At 63.9% G+C, this 18485-nt stretch carries 13 protein-coding genes; 10 read left to right on the forward strand and 3 right to left on the reverse strand.

Features of this window, described 5'->3' with window-relative positions:
- Positions 1 to 60: 60 nt before the first annotated feature.
- Both pheS and pheT read left to right on the forward strand, forming a co-directional pair.
- Positions 61 to 1170, forward strand: coding sequence for a phenylalanine--tRNA ligase subunit alpha (gene pheS / locus OHL12_RS10615; protein ID WP_263413786.1), 1110 nt, complete (start codon positions 61 to 63; stop codon positions 1168 to 1170).
- A gap of 12 nt (positions 1171 to 1182) precedes the next feature.
- On the forward strand, positions 1183 to 3300 hold the full coding sequence (gene pheT, locus OHL12_RS10620) for a phenylalanine--tRNA ligase subunit beta (RefSeq protein WP_263413787.1): 2118 nt from the start codon (positions 1183 to 1185) through the stop codon (positions 3298 to 3300).
- Here the strand turns inward: pheT and OHL12_RS10625 are convergent.
- The gene (locus OHL12_RS10625; RefSeq protein ID WP_263413788.1) at positions 3266 to 4210 is read right to left on the reverse strand and encodes a DUF72 domain-containing protein; all 945 of its coding nucleotides are present in this window, start codon (positions 4208 to 4210) and stop codon (positions 3266 to 3268) included. The two genes, pheT and OHL12_RS10625, sit on opposite strands and share 35 nt — an antisense overlap.
- Positions 4211 to 4281: 71 nt before the next feature.
- Here OHL12_RS10625 and fdhF point away from each other — a divergent pair, with 71 nt between their 5' ends.
- The 4 genes from fdhF (at position 4282) to OHL12_RS10645 (ending at position 11193) form a co-directional block, all read left to right on the forward strand.
- Positions 4282 to 7491, forward strand: coding sequence for a formate dehydrogenase subunit alpha (gene fdhF, locus OHL12_RS10630; protein WP_263413789.1), 3210 nt, complete (start codon positions 4282 to 4284; stop codon positions 7489 to 7491).
- Positions 7492 to 7574: 83 nt separating this feature from the next.
- Entirely contained in the window at positions 7575 to 8069 is a 495-nt protein-coding gene (locus tag OHL12_RS10635) for a DUF1641 domain-containing protein (RefSeq protein ID WP_263413790.1), read from the forward strand.
- A 49-nt stretch (positions 8070 to 8118) separates the two neighbouring features.
- Complete coding sequence (locus OHL12_RS10640) at positions 8119 to 10032, forward strand: alpha-L-arabinofuranosidase C-terminal domain-containing protein (protein WP_263413791.1); 1914 nt, start codon at positions 8119 to 8121, stop codon at positions 10030 to 10032.
- Positions 10033 to 10110: 78 nt separating this feature from the next.
- The gene (locus OHL12_RS10645; RefSeq protein ID WP_263413792.1) at positions 10111 to 11193 is read left to right on the forward strand and encodes a glycoside hydrolase family 88/105 protein; all 1083 of its coding nucleotides are present in this window, start codon (positions 10111 to 10113) and stop codon (positions 11191 to 11193) included.
- A gap of 15 nt (positions 11194 to 11208) precedes the next feature.
- On the opposite strand, the gene OHL12_RS10650 is transcribed toward OHL12_RS10645, so the two are convergent.
- Positions 11209 to 11745: a hypothetical protein gene (locus OHL12_RS10650; RefSeq protein ID WP_263413793.1), complete on the reverse strand. Its 537-nt coding sequence runs from the start codon at positions 11743 to 11745 to the stop codon at positions 11209 to 11211.
- Positions 11746 to 11846: 101 nt separating this feature from the next.
- Between OHL12_RS10650 and ribH the strand changes: the two genes are divergently transcribed.
- On the forward strand, positions 11847 to 12866 hold the full coding sequence (ribH, locus tag OHL12_RS10655) for a 6,7-dimethyl-8-ribityllumazine synthase (protein ID WP_263413794.1): 1020 nt from the start codon (positions 11847 to 11849) through the stop codon (positions 12864 to 12866).
- Positions 12866 to 13309: a transcription antitermination factor NusB gene (gene nusB / locus OHL12_RS10660; protein WP_263413795.1), complete on the forward strand. Its 444-nt coding sequence runs from the start codon at positions 12866 to 12868 to the stop codon at positions 13307 to 13309. The genes ribH and nusB overlap by 1 nt, the downstream gene beginning before the upstream one ends.
- A 71-nt stretch (positions 13310 to 13380) precedes the next feature.
- Here nusB and OHL12_RS10665 read toward each other — a convergent pair whose 3' ends face one another.
- The gene (locus OHL12_RS10665; protein ID WP_263413796.1) at positions 13381 to 15741 is read right to left on the reverse strand and encodes a hypothetical protein; all 2361 of its coding nucleotides are present in this window, start codon (positions 15739 to 15741) and stop codon (positions 13381 to 13383) included.
- A 337-nt stretch (positions 15742 to 16078) separates the two neighbouring features.
- On the opposite strand from OHL12_RS10665, the gene OHL12_RS10670 reads away from it, so the two are divergent.
- Both OHL12_RS10670 and nusA read left to right on the forward strand, forming a co-directional pair.
- Positions 16079 to 16663, forward strand: coding sequence for a ribosome maturation factor RimP (locus OHL12_RS10670; protein ID WP_263413797.1), 585 nt, complete (start codon positions 16079 to 16081; stop codon positions 16661 to 16663).
- Positions 16664 to 16702: 39 nt separating this feature from the next.
- A complete protein-coding gene (nusA, locus tag OHL12_RS10675) occupies positions 16703 to 18454 on the forward strand; it encodes a transcription termination factor NusA (RefSeq protein WP_263413798.1) in 1752 nt (583 codons plus the stop codon).
- The last annotated feature ends 31 nt before the right edge of the window (positions 18455 to 18485 follow it).

Genomic DNA, 18485 nt, shown 5'->3' on the forward strand with positions numbered 1-18485 from the left:
GAGCAAGCCGCCACGGTTCACCGGCCAGCGGAGCCGGGTCAGGTATCCTGAATCGCGACGATGATTGACGGATCCACAGCAGAAACTACCGGCAGCGGCGACTCGCTGGACCTGGAGTTTTCGAAGCTCACAGAAGAAGTTCGCGCCGCTGCTGGCGCGCTGACCACGCCCGAGGCCAAGGAGCAGTTTCGGCTGGATTGGCTTGGCCGCAAGTCGGGCCGGCTGAAGACGCTAAGCGACGCCTGGCTCAAGTCCGCACCGCCCGACCAGAAGAAGTCGATCGGCATGCGATTCAACCAACTCAAGGCCGAGATCGAGGCCGCGTTGGACGCTGAAGTCGCGCCGGCCCGAACGAGCGCGTCCTCGCTTGATCTTTCCCTGCCCGGCATTCGCCGCGCCATCGGTGTGGAGCATCCGCTGACGCGCACCATGCGCGAGATGACCGCGGTATTTGCGGCGCTGGGGTACTCGGTCGGCATCGGGCCAGAGGTCGAGACCGACTTCTACAACTTTGAGGCGCTCAACTTCCCGCCGAACCACCCGGCGCGCGACACGCAGGACACGCTGGTCGTCGCGGACCAGGAATCCAAGCCGTTGCGCGAGCGCTACCTGATGCGCACGCACACCTCGCCCGTGCAGATTCGCAGCATGGTGGCAAACAATCCGCCGCTGCGGTTGGTCATCCCGGGCAAGGTGCACCGCAACGACGAGAGCGACGCAACGCACTCGCCCATCTTCCACCAGGTGGAGGGCTTGTGTGTCGATCGCGGCATCACCTTCAGTGATCTGAAGGGCACGCTGGATTACGCGATGAAGGCGTTCTTCGGATCGAGCGTGAAGACGCGCTTCTTCCCTTCCTTCTTCCCGTTCACGGAGCCAAGCGCGGACGTGCAGATTTCGTGCCCGTTCTGCGGACAGAAGGGCTGCCGCAAGTGCAAGTTCAGCGGATGGATCGAGCTGCTGGGCTGCGGCATGGTCGATCCCGCCGTGTTTGCCGCGGTCGATGCGCGACGCGTGGAGAACGGCCTGGAGCCCGCGTATGACGTGCCGGGCATCAGTGGCTTTGCCTTTGGCATGGGCGTGGAACGCATCGCGATGATGAAGTACGGCGTGGGCGACATCGGCCAGTTCTACTCGGGCGATGTGCGGTTCCTCTCCCAGTTTGTGTAAGGACTCGACACTGTGAACGTTTTATCGGCTTGGCTGCGCGAGTACCTGCCCGCGCTGGAAGTGAGCGACCGGCAGCTTGCCGAAGATCTGACGCTGCGCGGCATCGCCGTGGAAGGCGTGCACGAGCTGCCCAGTGGTGGCCATCTGTTTGAGATGGACATCACCACCAATCGGGTTGACGCGATGAACCACTACGGCATTGCGCGCGAGGCTGCAGCGATCTATGGCGTGCCGCTGCTGACGCTGGAAGACCGTCGCGTCGCGAGTGCCGAAGGAGTGACGGCGGCAGTGCCGGACAGCGGTGCCGGATATCCCGTTCGCATTGAGGCACAGGACCTGTGCGGCCGCTTCACGGCGCAGGTCGTGCGCGGCGTTACGGTAGGCGCGTCGACCGGCGTGGTAGCCGAGCGGTTCGCTGCGTTGGGGCAGAAGCCGATCAGCAACGCCGTGGACGCGACCAACTACAACTGGCTGGCAATGGGGCACCCCACGCACGTGTTCGACCTGGACACGATCGAGGGCAGCATTGTGGTGCGGCGCGCGCACGACGGTGAGCGCATGAAGCTGCTGGACGGCTCCGAAAAGACGCTGACCAGCGAAGACCTGGTCATTGCGGATGAAACCAAGGCGTTGAGCCTGGCCGGCGTGATGGGCGGCTGGGACTCGCGCGTGACCGAGGCGACGAAGAACATCCTGGTGGAAGCCGCGTGGTTCTCGCCGGCGGCAATCCGTGCAAGTTCGCGGCGGCATGGCCTGCACACGGACGCATCGCACCGGTACGAGCGCGGCGCTGACCTGGGCGCGTGTGCTGTGGCAAACCGGCTGGTGACGCGCGCCGTGTTGGCCGCGTGCGGCGGCGCCGCCGAAGGCGCAATGACCGACGTGACCGTGCCCGAGTGGGAAGCACGCACGACCAGGCGGCCGCAAGTGCTGCTCAGCGTGGTGCACGCGCAGGAACTGCTGGGCACAACGCTCGCAGGCGGTCCGACGGGCAATGTAGTTCCCGAGGACAAGATCGAGCAGTATTTGGAAGCGCTGGGCTGCCATCTGCGACCCACGCCGGACGGCGATGCATTCGAAGTGACGTTGCCAAGCTGGCGGCTGGACCTGGAGCGCGAGATCGACCTGATCGAGGAGATCGCCCGCGTCTACGGCTACAACGGCTTCGCCGACACATTGCCCAGCTTCAGCGGCGGCGTGGTTGCGCTGCCGCACGCGTCGCGCGAGGACAAGGTGCGCGGCACGCTGCTTGCCCTCGGCTACACCGAAGCGATCAGCAGCACGTTTGCCTCCGCCGAAGACAGCGCCCTGTTCACCACCGCGAGCGCGGTGCCCATGGGCAATCCGCTGAGTGCCGAGGCGGGTATGCTGCGGCCATCGCTGCTGCCGGGCATGGTTTCGATGCTGGCGCTGAATACTAATCGGGATGTACGCAGCGCACGGCTGTTCGAGTACGGCACTGTCTTCACCGGATCGACCGCAAGCGTGAGCGAAGCTCCTGCGCTGGCGCTGGGCGCATACGGTGCCGCGGAAGCGACACGCACGATCAATGCCGCGGACGCCTTGTTCTTCGAAGTGAAGGGCACGCTGGAAGAACTGCTGTCGCGCTTCGTCACGCCAACGCCACGCTTCAGCAGCGATGAACTGCCGAAGTGGATCGAAGCCGGCCGAGGGGCGCGCATCGTGCTCGGCGAAGCCACTCTGGGCTTCATCGGTGAACTGAGCCAGGCGGAGCGCGACGCGCGCAAGCTGCGCGAGACCGTGGTGTTGGCCGAGCTGGACGTGCCGGTGCTCTTCGCGTATCCGTTGCGCAATCCGGCAGCAGTGGAGCCTTCGCGCTTCCAGGCGGTCGAGCGCGACCTGTCGTTTGTCTTCGCCGACCGCGTGCAGTGGGCCGACGTGGCCGCTGCGCTGCGCAGTCTGGCAATCCCGGAGATGCTGTCGATCGCGCCGGTCGAGATCTTCCGCGATCCAAAGGGCAAGAGCATCCCCGCGGGGGAATATTCGCTGCTGCTGCGCATGGTCTTCCAGAGCAACGATCGCACGCTGCGCGAAGAGGAACTAACGGCGTGGCAGGACCGCGCTATCGCGGCGCTTACCGCGCTGGGCGGTCGTCACCGCGCGGCGTAGCGCCCTGAAGTTCGCGGACACGATCGCGCAAAGCGATGGCGTCGAACGGTGCGCGAACCTTCGCATCGTTGTCGAAATAGCAATACACGTCGCGCGCCCTTGCCGGGCGCGCAATGTGTTTGGGCGCGCAGTGAATGCCGCGCGGCGTGCACCCTTCGGCTTCGTCCGCCACCTCCTGGCCGCGTGACCAGGCGACGATGCGTTCGCCCCAGCGGTCGATCGCGTCGGACTCATAGCCGGAGACGTAGAGCTGTTCCGAGCCGTGCAGACGGCAATAGATGAAGTCTGCGGTCACATCGAACAACAGCGGCCACTCGACCGTGTCCGCCACCACCAGGCCGATGCGGTGCTTGCGCAGCAAGCGGGCAAACTCCGGCGTGACGAAGCTGCCATGGCGCACTTCGACGCAGTGGCGGATCGTGCCTTTCGCTTCGGCTTCGACCACGGAGCGGCCCTGGAAGCGCGGAGCGTGATCGTGCGCCAACACCGCGGCATCGGCGTGCGTGCGTGGCAGCAGATCAAAGAAGCCGGCCAGCCGGTCAGCGTCGAACGCAAGCTGCGGCGGGAGCTGCCACAGCACCGGTCCTAGCTTCTTGCCAAGAGCGAGTACGCCCTGTGCAAAGAAGTTTGCCAACCCCTGCTCTACGCCGCGCAGCTTCTTCATGTGCGTAATGAAGCGAGCGCCTTTGATCGCGAAGAGGAAGCCTTCTGGGGTTTCAGCATGCCAGCGCCGAAAGCTTTCCGGCCTCTGCATGGAGTAGAACGTGCCGTTGATCTCGACCGAGTTAAAATGCGTCGCGGCAAACTCCAGCTCACGGCGCTGCGGCAGCCGTGGCGGGTAGAAGACGCCGCGCCAGGGCTTATAGCGCCAGCCCGAGATGCCAATACGGATTGCATCGTGGAGGATCATATCGCCCTGCGCTGGTCTCCCTGACGGCAACCCAGCGATGCACGAATCGCACTTCCGGCATCTTACCTGCCATGCCGCTGGAACACCGCCTGCTGAACACGTCCCTGGAACGTCCTCTCTCCACCCAAATCCTGGTCAACGGACGCACTGTGCCCGCCGCGGAAGGCGAACTTCTGATCGAGGCGCTGAACCGGGCCGCCGGCATGGCGAACAACACGCTGCGCGATGCCGGGGACCACGAGGACGAGCAGCGGCTGTCACCCGCCGAACGCGTTGCGCGGCAGTTCGACTCCATCGTCGGCGACCCGCGTGCTTCCTCCCGGCAGGACCACCCGACGTTCTCGCCGGACTCGTCCATCGAGCAGGGCACGGGCGAGTACCACAGCGTTCCGCAGCTTTGTTATCACTCCCAGCTTGGCCCCATCCAGACCTGTGACACATGCATGGTGGAGGTGGATGGATCGCTGGTTCGCGCCTGCGCCACGGAGGTCTTCCCAGGCATGCGCGTGAGCACGGAATCTGCCCGCGCCTATGCCGCGCAGCACGAAGGCATGGACCGCATTCTGCAGAACCACGATCTGTACTGCACCGTGTGCGACAACAACAACGGCAACTGCACCGTGCACAACGCGGTAGGCGAGATGAACCTGATCCACCAGGCGCGGCCGTACCAGCACAAGCCCTACCCGCAGGACCACTCGAATCCGTTCTACCGGTACGACCCGGACCAATGCATCCTGTGCGGTCGCTGCGTGGAAGCCTGCCAGGACGTGCAGGTAAATGAGACTCTGACCATCGACTGGACCATGAAGCATCCGCGCGTGCTGTGGGACGGCGGCGAGCAGATTGCCGGATCGTCGTGCGTTAGCTGCGGACACTGCGTCACCGTCTGTCCATGCAACGCGCTCATGGAGAAGTCGATGCTGGGCCACGCCGGCTACCTGACCCACCTGCCGGTCAAGGCGCTGGACGACATGATCGAAGTCGTGAAGGGCGTAGAGCCGGAGACCGGCTACCCCCCCATTCTCGCGCTCAGCGACATGGAATCGAAGATGCGCGAGGCTCGCGTGAAGCGCACCAAGACCGTGTGCACCTACTGCGGTGTTGGCTGCAGCTTTGAAGTGTGGACGCGCGACCGGCACATCCTGAAGATCGAGCCCGAGCACGGCCCGGCCAACGGCATCAGCACCTGCGTGAAGGGCAAGTTCGGCTACGACTATGTGAACGCCACGAATCGGCTGCACACCCCGTTGATCCGCAAGCACGACCCGAAGACGGGCAGCGATACGTTTGTGGAAGCGACGTGGGATGAGGCGCTGGACCTGATCGAGAAGACCTTCCGCGAAATCAAGGAAAAGCACGGCCCGGATGCGCTGGCGTTCATCGCTTCGTCGAAGTGCACGAACGAAGAGAGCTACCTGATGCAGAAGCTGGCTCGCGCCGTCATCGGGACCAACAACATCGACAACTGCTCGCGCTACTGCCAGACGCCGGCAACCATGGGGCTGTCGCGCACGGTGAAGTACGGCGGCGATTCGGGGTCGATCGCGGACATCGAGAAGGCCGGCCTGGTGATCGGCATCGGCACCAACACGTCGGAGTCGCACCCGGTGCTCGCAACGCGCGTGAAGCGCTCGCATAAGCTGCGCGGTCAACGGCTGATTGTGAGCGACCTGCGCAAGCACGAGATGGCGGAGCGCGCGGACCTGTTCATTCGGCCCAACCCCAGCACCGACCTGGTTTGGCTGAGCGCGGTAGCCAAGTACACCATCGACCAGGGCTGGCACGATGCCGCGTTTGTCGAGAAGTGGGTAAACAAGTTCGAGGAATACAAGAAGAGCCTGGAGCCGTTCACGCTGGAGTTCGCCGAGAGGGAAACCGGCGTGAGCCGCGAACACCTCATCCAGATCGCGGAGGAGATTCACAAGGCGAAGGGCACGTGCATCCTGTGGGCCATGGGCGTGACGCAGCACTGCGGCGGGTCGGACACGTCGACCGCCATCAGCAACCTGCTGCTGCTGACCGGCAACTACGGTAAGCCCGGCACCGGTGCTTACCCGTTGCGCGGTCATAACAACGTGCAGGGCGCCAGCGATTTCGGGTCTATGCCGAACTACTTCCCGGGGTATCAGTTCGTGGACGATCCCGAAGCGCGCGGCAAGTTCGAAGCTGCCTGGGACGTGACGCTGCCGGTAAAAAAGGGCCTGGATAACCACGAGATGATGGAGGCCATTCACAAGGGCGAGTTGCGGTCGCTCTACATCAAGGGCGAAGACACCATTACCAGCGACGGCAATGCCAACGATGTTGGCCAGGCGCTGAGCGAGGTGGAGTTCCTCGTTGTGCAGGACATCAGCTTCTCGGAGACGGCGAAGTTCGCGAATGTCGTTCTGCCGGCCTCGCCTTCGCTGGAAAAAGACGGCACCTTTGTGAGTACAGAGCGGCGCATCCAGCGGCTGTATCGCGCGCTCGATCCGCTGGGCGATTCCCTGCCCGACTGGCAGATCATTCAACTCATCGCAAACCGGCTCGGCGCGGAGTGGCACTACGCACACCCGTCGGAAATCATGGACGAGATTGCGAAGCTGACGCCGCTGTTTGCCGGCGTGAATTACGAGCGGCTGGAAGGCTTCAAGAGCCTGCAATGGCCCGTTGCGATCGACGGCACGGATACTCCGCTGCTGTTCACCGACGGCTTCCCGTTTGACGACGGCAAGGCGAAGTTCTACCCGCTAAGCTGGGTGCCGCCGTCGGAGGAGACGAGCGATGAGTTCGACCTGCACCTGAACAACGGCCGCTTGCTGGAGCACTTTGAGCAAGGGGCGATGACCTATCGCGTGCCGGGCATCGAGCAGATCACGCCGCTGAACTGGCTGGAAGTGTCGCCAGAGCTGGCGGCGGAGCGCGGTATCGAATCGGGCAGCAAGGTGGAGCTGAAGTCGAAGTGGGGCACGATTCGCGCGCACGTGCTGGTGACAGACCGCGTGGAAGGCAAGCAGTTGTACATGCCGATGAACTCCGTGGACCAGCCGGTGAACCGGCTGACCGGCGCCCATGTGGATCGGGCGACGCACACGCCGGCATACAAGGAGGTGAGCGTGAACATGCGTGTGCTTTCGCAGCGTGGGCGCTCACCGCTATCGCCGGAAAACTTCCGCAACGGCCAGCGCACTCCACAATATGGGGTCGCAGTTGAGAAGAAGTGGGAGCGCGCCGACTACTACCTGCCGGGGACACGCCAGGGAGACCGGCTGGTGCAGATCCGGATGGACACGGTGTGAGCTGCTCGTTGCTGACAGCAGCGACCGATGCGAACCTGACGCCCAGACCTGAAGCCCAGAAACAGAGAAAGAAACGAGCAGATATGGCCATTCCAGTTCCGTTCACGCCCAAGCCCCTGGACCCGCGCGAAGGTTTGCGCAAGCGGCTCGATGCCGCGCCAATGGAACACGCCGAGGCTCTGCTGGTCGGATATGACCTGATCCAGGCGGCGCACGACGAAGGCATTCTGGACCTGCTGCACGGCATGGTGAAGCACAAGGATGTGGTGTTCGAGCACCTGTCGGCCGGGGCAGCGAAGCAGGAGAGCATCGACGCGATGCGCAACCTGATCTCCATGGGCAAGATGCTCACGGCGATCGAACCGGAGACGATGAGCTGCATCGCGGCGGCGCTGTCCACCGCGTCGAAGCCGCGGCCGGAGGAGCCCGCCAGCCTTTGGCAGTTGTTCAAGCGCGTGGGCAGCCGCGAGGGGCGTCGCGGCCTGACGCTGATGGTGGAACTGCTGGTCGCGCTGGGAACACGCCGCTTTGCCGACAGCGCCCTGCTGAACCCGGCGAAGTCGCTGGCCAAGCGGTGACCGCGATCCTCATTGCCTAATTACGGGCCGACCGCGCACAATAGGCGCCATGCGTTTCTCTCCGCTTTGCTGCGCCGCTCTCTCGCTTGGATCTTTCGTCGCTGCCGCTGCTTTTGCCCAGCAGGCACCCGCCACCATCACGATCCAGGCGGACAAGCCGCTGCACAAGGTCAGCCCGATGCTCTACGGCCTAATGACCGAGGAGATCAACTATTCCTACGACGGCGGCCTGTATGCAGAAATGGTGCGCAACCGCACCTTTGAGCATGACTGGTCAGGCTTTGAGCACTGGACGCTGGTAGAACAGGGCACCGGGCGCGCCAGGTTTGAAGGCAGCCGCACCGACGGACCCACGGTTGACCTGCCGAGCAGCCTGCACCTGACGGTAAGCGCAGCCGATGCACAGAATCCCGCGGGTATCCGCAACGATGGCTACTGGGGCATGGCGGTGCGCCCCGACACCACCTATACCGGATCGATTTTCGCGCACGTGGTTGACGGAACGCCCGGTGTGCTCACGGTTTCGCTGGTGAACGACAATACCGGAAAAGTGCTGGCGACCACCACGACTCAGCAGTTGAACGGCGACTGGAAGCAGTACCAATACGTTCTGAAGACGGACAAGCTGCCCGCAGGATCGGTAGGTTCGCAGAACCACCTGCAGTTCACGCTGACGTCGCCCGGCACGGTCGACCTGCAACTGCCCTCGCTATTTCCGCCCACATATAAGAACCGCGCCAACGGCAATCGCGCGGACTTGATGGACATGCTGGCCGGAATGCATCCGCACTTCCTGCGCATGCCCGGCGGCAACTACCTGGAAGGCGACGTACCGGAAGAGCGCTTCAACTGGAAGGCGACGCTCGGTCCGCTGCAGAACCGGCCCACGCATCGCAGCCCGTGGAACTACACCTCGACCGACGGCATGGGTTTGCTGGAGTTCCTAGAGTGGACCGAGGACCTGAACATTGAGCCGGTCCTGGCGGTGTACGCCGGCTACTCGCTCAAGGGTGCGCACATCAATGCCGGTGCCGCGCTGAAGCCTTATGTGGACGACGCGCTGGACGAGATCGAGTTCGTTACCGGCGACCAGAACACGAAGTGGGGCGCGATCCGCACCCAGCTTGGCCATCCGAAGCCGTTCCCGCTGCACTATGTCGAGATCGGCAATGAAGACGAGTTCGACCGCTCCGGCAGCTATGACGGTCGATACAAGCAGTTCTACGGAGCGATCAAGCAGGCGTATCCGCAGTTGCAGTTGATTGCGACCACACCGGTGAAGAGCATGACCCCCGACGTGATCGACGATCACTACTACAAGCAGTCGGGCGAGTTCTACGCGATGCTGAACCATTACGACACCATGGATCGCAACGGTCCCAAGATCTTCGTGGGCGAGTGGGCGACGCGCGAAGGCAGCCCCACCACCAACGCCGGTGCCATGCTGGGAGACGCGGCGTTTATGACCAGCATGGAACGCAACAGCGACCTGATTGTGATGGCGAGCTATGCTCCCCTGTTCGTCAACGTGAACCCGGGCGGCATGCAGTGGTCGGGCGATCTGATCGGCTACGACGCGATGACGAGCTATGGCGCGCCGTCGTACTACGCGCAGGCGCTGTTCTCGCAATACCTGGGAACCGATGTGCCGGAATCACAGAAGTCGGGCGGCAGCGACCGCGTCTTTTACTCGGTGACAACCGACGCCGCCAAGGGCAAGATCTTCCTGAAGCTGGTGAACGGCACCACCACACCGCAGCCGGTGCAGTTGCAGATCAACGGCGCGAAGCTGGCCCGCGAGGCGCAGGTAGAAACGCTCTCGGCCGCAACCCAGGCGGAGACGAACTCCATCACCGATCCGCGGCGCATCGTTCCGGTCCACAGCGTGCTCAAGGGCGTAAACGGCAACCTGCAACACACCCTGCCGCCGCTGACCGTGCAGGTCATCACGTTCAGCATGTAAGACACGAGCCTTAGCCGTTGCAGACGGGTGTCATCTTCCGGATGACACCCGTCTGCGTTAGCGCTTACGATGGCACGCATGCGTTTTCATCGAATCGTTTTTGCCGCCCTGAGCGTGGTCGCTGCGCCCCTGTTGGCGCAGCAGCAAGCGTCGCAATACTTCACCAACTGGCCGCAGGGCTATGACCCCGCTGCCGTCGGCAAGCGCGTTGCGGAGCACTTCGTCACGTCGCCGCACCAGTACGGTCCGACGATCCACTACTCGGAAGCGGTGACCTGGTATGGTGCCCTGACATACGCGACGCTGACGCACGACGATGCCCTGCGCACCGCGCTGATCCACAAGTACGAGCCGCTGGAGCCCGGCGGTGCCGAGGCTGCGCGCATTCCGCAGCGGCACCATGTGGACGACAGCATCTTCGGCATCGTTCCGCTGGAGATTGCGATTGAGACGCACGATCCCAAGTTCCAGAAAGAAGGCCTGTTCTGGGCCGACCGGCAATGGGAGAACCCGCAGCCCGACGGCTTCTCCGCCGAGACGCGCTACTGGATCGACGACATGTACATGCTGACCATGCTGCAGCTGGAGGCATACCGCGCCACGCACGAGCAGAAGTACCTGGACCGTGACGCAAAGGAAATGGTCGCCTACCTGGACAAGCTGCAGAAGCCGAACGGGCTGTTCTGGCACGCGGATGATGTGCCGTTCTTCTGGGGACGCGGCGATGGCTGGGTCGCGGCCGGCATGGCCGAGATGCTGCGCGAGCTGCCGGAGGGCCATCCGCAGCGGGCGCGCATCCTGCAGGGCTATCGCACCATGATGGCGGCATTGGTGAAGTACCAGGGGCAGGACGGCATGTGGCGGCAGTTGATCGACAAGCCGGAGTCATGGCCGGAGAGCTCGTCCAGCGCCATGTTCACGTTTGCCATGATCACGGGCGTGAAGAACGGCTGGCTGGATGCCGCGACCTACGGCCCGCCCGCGCGACGCGGCTGGATTGCCCTGGCCGGATACATCGACCAGAACAGCAACATCACCAGCGTGTGCGAGGGCACGGGCAAGAAGAACGATCTGGAATACTACCTGTTGCGCAAGCGCATCACTGGCGACTTCCACGGGCAGGCACCGGTGCTGTGGGCGGTTTCGGCGCTGCTGCGGTAAGCAGCGCCTGAAGCCTTAGCGGTTGCCGACGGGCCGGTTTTCCGACCACTCGTCGGCGACCACGCCGATGCTGGTCAGCGTATCCAGGGCCGACTCGATGTTGCGACGAAGCTGTGGGCGGGCGCTGGCCGGGGCGTCACGAGCTTCTTCAATGGCGACGACACGGCCGTAGGGCCACGCCTCTTTCGGGATGGCATTCAGCGCCTGGGGCAGGTCCTTGGCGTCGACGTTCAGCACCTGCTGGCGGGCTGCCTCAGGCCGCAGCATGGTGCCCTTGCCCAGGTCCGACGGGTTCGCGTCTGGCTCCGTCACATGGATGGAGATCATCTTCTCCTGCACGGTGAGCGACGGGTTGTGCCAATCCTCGAGGCGCTGCACGTTCAGATAGAGCGCCTTGCTGGGCGGCGGGATCTGCTGCAGATCCTGACGGGCGCGGTCCACCTGGTGCGAGCGCTCCAGGTTAGCGGCGGCGACATCGGCGGGTGTGCTCTTGCAGCCGGCGAGCGTGACACACAGCGGGAGGGAGAGAAGGGAAAAAGCGAGCAGACGCACCGTATCAGGATAGCGCGGCGCGGCAGCGGGATACTGGCCGCAAAGCGGCAAAGGACGGCGGAAATCGCGGGTGGCGCAGGCCGGCCAAGTAGAATCAGGACATGATCAAGGGTGTGACCACGGTGCGGGCCGCCAGCTCTGCCGCCGCGTGGCAGCGGGCAGCGTCCCTGTTTGCCGAATTGGGGTTTGAACCGGGCAAAGGCTGGGATGATGGCACGGGCAAGGGTGCCGCGTTCCTGGCACCGCTGGCGAATGTGGAGTTTGTGACCGGGCGCCTGCCCGCCGTGCCGGAACTGCTGGTGGAAGTTACTCAGTTGGACCTGGTGCACGGCATCGTGAAGCGCTGGGCGGCTGCGGAGGTCCGGTCAGAGGACCTGCCGCAAGTCGTCGGCGAGATTGCGGACACACACTGGAAGTCGCGCCTGTTTACGGCAGAGATTGCCGGCACTACCTTCGGCTTCTGGGAGCGGAACGACGTTCTGGCCGGTCGCCCAATCGCCCTGGAGGGCGACCTGAGCGCGGCGGGCATGCGGTTCGGCATCGTTGTGGCGCGCTGGAACGCGGTGATCACGGATCGCCTGCTGCAGGGTTCGCTCGATGCGATTCTGCGCTCCGGCGGCAAGCTGGCGGATGTGCAGATCGTGCGCGTGCCAGGAGCGTGGGAGATTCCGAACGCTGCGCGCATGCTGGCCGATGCGCGCCGCGCGGATGGAACGCGTTCCTTCGACGCGGTCATTACGCTGGGCTGCCTTCTGCGTGGAGAGACCGCGCACTACGAGGCGATCTACAACGAAGCGGCGCGTGGCATTGGGCAGTCGCAGCAGGACACGGGCGTGCCGCACGCATTTGGCGTGCTGACCTGCGAAACGCTGGAGCAGGCGCTGAACCGCGCCGGTGTGAAGGCCGGCAACAAGGGATTTGAGGCAGCCGTCGCAGCGATTGAGATGGTAAGCATCGCGAAGAAGCTGGGCGATGCCGGCCACCACCTGGGCAGCGGTGTCAGCGCGGCCCGCGAGGTGAATGAGCAGTTGCAGGTGGCCGGCGATCTGCCCGTAGTGGCACAGGCGACGACAGGGGCCGCGGCTGAGGCGGATGCGATTGTGGAAGAGGCAGGAAGCTAATGGCCGGGGAACGCCGAAAAGCGCGAGAGATCGCGATGCAGATGCTGTACCAGGCGGACATGGGCAAGCAGCAGCCGCTGGAAGTGCGCCGAGTGTTCTGGAAGAGCCGCGAAGACGAGAACGGAAAGCAGACCGTGGAGCCGGACACGCGCGAGTTCGCGGAAGACCTGTTCCGCGTGGCCACCGAGCGTTCCGATGAGGTGGATGAGCTGATCGAGAAGCACGCGCAGAACTGGCGCCTCGCCCGCATGGCAGCGGTGGACCGCAACGTATTGCGCATGGCGGTGGCGGAGATGCTCGGCTTTCGAGCGACGCCACACCCGATCGTGATCAACGAAGCGCTCGAGATCGCGCGCCGCTACGCCGCACCCGAGAGCATTACGTTCCTGAACGGCGTGCTGGACGCGGTGGGCCGGGACGTGCTGAAGATGCGTCTGGGATAGCTTCCTTCTTTTTCAAGAAGAGCAATGCAAAAGGCCCGCCGAAGCGGGCCTTTGCTGTTGCTGCCGACTTCCTACTGCCCGTTGAGCGACGTACGCGGGCGGGAGACGATCAGGTTGGGTGTTGCGGTCAGGTTGGGGTTGGCGGCCAGCGGCAGGTTGGGGGTGATCTGCCGGGTGTCCGTCAGCGACGAGACTGTGATGAAGTGAATCAGGTTGTCGCCGGACGTGCCCGCGAAGAAGAAACGGTTGTCGCTGGAGAACGCTCCCGCAACCGCCGCGGTAGCTCCCTTTGCAAGGGTGACGCTGCTGGTCGTGCCTGCACCGTTGAGTGCCGGGCGATATGCCCCGAGGGTGGCTCCGGTGCTGGTTGCGCCGGTCGCCGCCGTGTTGGTCACAAAGGCGATGGACGAGTCCGAAGCCGGATAGACGCCGGTGACCGTGCCAGCCTGTACGCCGCTGAATGCCGCGGTGTTCACCGTGGTGGTAAAGGTGGGCTGGGTGCCGTTGGCGGGGCAGGCGCCCGTTGGCAGGCCGGCACCGTTGCCGAGCACGACGTCGTTCATCACGGGGTTGCCGTTGGCGGTTGCCAAGCGAACGTCGAGCACGTGCTTGCCGTCGTTGGTCGCGGCCAGGCGGTCAGCTACGGCTGCGGAGACGGTGGTATTCGACGCCTCCGGGTAGAAGTCCGTGGTGGCGGTAGTGGTGTTCGGGCAATAGGAGCGGCCGTCGATAGCGGTCTGTGCTCCCACGAATGCACCAACAACCGGAACCGCGGTGATCACGTCATTCAGCGATCCCAGGCGGGACAGGTCGTAGCTGTGCCAGCTCGTGTTGGTGTTGTAGACCAAGAGGCGGCCGTCCGTCGTAACGACGTACGCCGTGGTTCCGTCCTGCGTCCATGCTGCGCGGCTGGCAACGCCGCCAAATGAAGTGGCGATGCTGGAGTTGGCCGGCGTGTAAACGTAGATGAGCTGACGCACCGGATCGCTGACGATCAGTTCCGTGCCGGTGGGCGACACCGCGAGCGCAGTGCCTTGAATCGCCAGGTTGGTGGCGGTCACGCTGTTGGTACCCGTGCTGTACGTCATCAGGCCGGTGTTGGAACCCAGGTAGATGGTCCCGCCGTCCTGCGTAAGCACCATGCTGTTGGGCTGGTAAGGCAGCTTCGTGGGCGCCGGTACCGAGCCGGCCGTTAGATCGATGGGCAGGAGATAGAGCGAGTCGGTGCTGGCCGCCCAGATGAGGGAGCTGGTCACACCAGGGGTGCTGACCACGATCTGGTTGGAACTGACCGGCTTACCGTTGCCCGATTGCGCGCCATTCGGATAGCGCCCGATCTGGGCCAGCGGCGCCGGATTGCAGGTGGGCGGCAGACACAGGGCGGTGATGTTGGATCCGCCGGCGAACAGGGGCACGATGCCGCTGGACGACACCGGCGTGGAGATGGGCGAGGTCGAAATATAAGTCAGCGTCAGGCCCGTGATCTGGACGTTCTTGGTGTCGAGCACCGTCGCCGTGATCGGTTCGTTGTTGCTGACGTTGACGTTGACCGTGCCGTTGACCGCGTTGGGAGTGTTGATCGTGATGGACTGCGGCGCACACACCGAGACGAACCCGGCGTTGGAGGTGATGCTGCCGGCGCCGCTTCCCAGGGAGGCGGTTACGACGGACGATCCGGGCGCGCTGGCAAGGAAGATGCCGCGGTTGTTCGCGTCAAACGTGCCGATCTGGGCGGTCTGCAAGGTGAAGACCGGCAGGCCGGCGTCGTAGGTCACGTTGTTCGGGTCCGGGATGGTTCCGGATTTTGGTCCCTTGTAGAAGCGAGTCACAAGCTGCGCACTTCCGCCAAAGGAAAGGCAGTCGTTTGGGTTGTACGCGCTGGTCGTGGCCACGGCAGGCAGTCCAGCGGCGTACTGTGCACAGTTGCTGGCCGGGTCGTTGACACAATCCGTGGAGGCGGCGCCGATCTCGATGTTGGTGATGACGGGGTGAACGTACACCTGCACGGCGTTGCTGCCGGCGCCGCCCGCGGTAGCGGTCACCTTGCCCACGCCGGAAACGCCAGTCGGCATGCAGGTGCTGTAGTCGGGCACGCCGCCAGGGCTGTTGCGGTTCCAGGTGCCAGCGCAGATGTTGCCGGTGCTCGGATTGATGTCGATCAGGTGAGCGTTGGCCGAGGTGGAGTCGACGCTGTAGACGATCTTGCTCAACGAAACGGTCGCGCCGGTGCAATCGGTGGCGGTCGGCGTGGAGAGGTTGGTGTTCTGGCCGGTGTTCAGGCTGAGGCCCGTGGTGTAGGGCTGCAGAAGAACCGTTGTGGGCTGGCCGACCACCGTGCCGCCAGGGTTGTAGCCGGGGCACAGGTTACCGGCACTGCCGCCGGACGAACTGCCGCATCCGGCGACGCCGAAGCTGAGCGGCATGACCAACACGAGTGCACATACAAGGAGCCAAACGCGACGCAAGAAACCCTCCCCGCAGCGGGACGCGGACACACCACTGCGGTCTCTATCTATGGTCTTGTGTGTGGGACGAGACCGGGCCGGAAAAGTCTGTTCCGGCTGCCCGTCTAGTGTAGTGGCGCGGGAACAGAGTCACAAGTCGCCGCGGCGATCTCTTGCAGTGCCGGGCGTTGTGGCTTAGGATAGGAAGGTTAGCAAAGTTCTCCGTCGCGGCCAGACCAATGCCGGGCGAAGCAACTGGGTGGGCGAGAGCCCGCCTTTTCTTTGCTCCAAAAGCAGGGGCGAACGCACACAGGGAGGCACGGAGTTGGCAGTTTCGATCGAAGCGGTTCGTTCGCTGGCAGAGCGAATTGCGAGCCGGCACGGCCTGGAAATTGTGGATGTGGAGTTCACCGGTGCCGGCAAACAGCGCGCGCTGCGCGTGTACGTGGAGAAAGACGCAGCCGGCCGCGAGGAACTGAAGCGCAAAGCCGCCGAGGATGCGTCGGGTCTGCCCAGCGGTGTCCCCGTGGAGGCGCTGAGCGGCGTGACCCACGAGGATTGCGCCACGTTTGCCCAGGACTTCGGCACGGTACTGGACGTGGAGGACCTGATTCCCGGAACCGCGGAATACACGCTGGAGGTGAGTTCGCCCGGCGTGGAGCGCAAGCTGTACCGGACGGCTGATTACGAGCGCTTCTCCGGCTTTCTGGCGGAGGTCCGCACCTTTCAGCCGGTACACGGGTCCAAGAAGCTGACCGGTCGCATGAGTTTTGCCAACGACACGGTCACGCTGGACCTCTCTGCCGTGAAAGCCAAGGGCAAAAGGAAGAAAGGTGCCGAACCGGCACCCGAAATCGTAGAAATCCCGCTGCGCGACATTGAACGCGCGCAGCTCGTTGCGGAGTTCTAAACCGCACGCCGAAACAACCAAGCAGGAGTTACCCAGCAAATGGCAAGTGCACTGTACCAGGCAATTGAGACTATGAGCCGCGACAAGGGCATCGACCCGGAGATCGTCGTGGGCGCCGTGGAAGACGCGATCGCGCTGGCGACGCGCAAGTATTACAAGACCGCGACCAACATGCGCGGTGAGTTTGACAAGGAAACCGGCGAGATTCGCGCGTACGAGTACAAAACCGTCGTGGAGCCGACCGAAGAAGAGCCGCTGGACGAGGACAATCAGCTGACGCTGGAAGAGGCTCGCGAAATGGCCGGCGAAGTCGAGATCGGCTCAGAGCTGCGCTTCTACCGCGACACCTCCCCGCTGGGCCGCATCGCGGCGCAGATGGCCAAGCAGGTCATCTTCCAGAAGGTGCGCGAGGCCGAGCGCGACACCGTGTTCAACGAGTACGCGCATCGCGTGGGCGAAGTTCTGAACGCGACGGTGAAGCGCGTGGAACCGATGGACCTGATCTTTGACATCGGCAAGGCCGAGGCTCGCATGCCAAAGCGCGAGCAGAGCCGCCTGGAGCAGTTCAGCGTGGGCGAGCGCGTTCGGGTCGTCCTGCTGCGCGTGGACCGCGCCGCAAAGGGACCGCAGGTAATCGTTAGCCGCGCTGCGCCGGCGCTGGTGCAGACGCTGTTCCAGAGCGAAGTTCCAGAGATTTACGACGGCACCGTCGCCATCCGCGCGATTGCGCGTGAGGCGGGCGAGCGCACCAAGATCGCCGTGGTCTCGCGCGACAAGGACGTCGATCCGGTCGGCGCCTGCGTCGGTATGAAGGGCATGCGCGTGCAGTCGATCATCCGCGAACTGCGCGGCGAAAAGATCGACATCATCGAGTATTCGGAAGAGATCACCACCTTTGCCGAGAAGGCGTTGCAGCCGGCCAAGGTGGCTCGTGTGTCGATCACCGATCTGAACGAGAAGCAGCTCGAGGTGATCGTTGACGACACCCAGCTTTCGCTCGCCATCGGCAAGAAGGGTCAGAACGTCCGCCTGGCGGCCAAGCTGCTGGGATGGAAGATCGACATCAAGTCTGAGGAAGAAAAGCGGCAGGAAGTGGAGCAGGCGATGCGCGCGCTGGAAGGCACGCCGCAGACGCCGATCGAACAGGTGACGGAACTGGGCGACCAGGTGCTGGAGAAGCTGATCGCTGCCGGCATCACCACCGTGGAGCACCTGGCGGACATGACCGAGGAAGAGCTGGGCGAGGTTCCGGGCATCGGTGACAAGTCGGTGGAGCGGATCGCCGTTGCCGTGCGGCACTACTTCGGCCAGTACGAAGAGGGCGAAGCGCGGCCGGAAAAGCCCGTCAGCGAGCTTGCAGCGTCTTTGGAGAACAATACGGCATCTGATTCTTCAGTCGCCCACACTGCTCCCACCGAAGAAGATGGCAAGCCGTACGATCCCGCGTCAGAAGGGGACGGTACGGAGGCAGGCGAAGTTCTGCGATTGGCCGATGACGCAAACGAGCCGGGAGCGGAAGAAGGCGACCTGACGAAGGAGAGTTCCATGAGCAAGACACCCGAACAGGTGCTGGCCGAGCAGGCCATCTACGCGGACGAGCCGGTGGAAGTCGGATCGATCGACGATGCCGTGCTGCGCGAAGACCGCCTGAGCCAACTGGATGCCTTCGGCAACGACGCCGACATCCGCGAGGCGCAGATCGAGATGAATAACGACATGACGGACGACCTGGCCGTGCAGGCTGGCGAGACCGGAAGCGAAACGATCGACCGGGATGAGCCCCTTGGTTAGCCAAGGACGCCTCCTGAACGCAATTCACTGC

Origin of the sequence: Terriglobus aquaticus, assembly GCF_025685415.1 — a bacterium.
In the GTDB taxonomy this organism is placed as follows: domain Bacteria; phylum Acidobacteriota; class Terriglobia; order Terriglobales; family Acidobacteriaceae; genus Terriglobus; species Terriglobus aquaticus.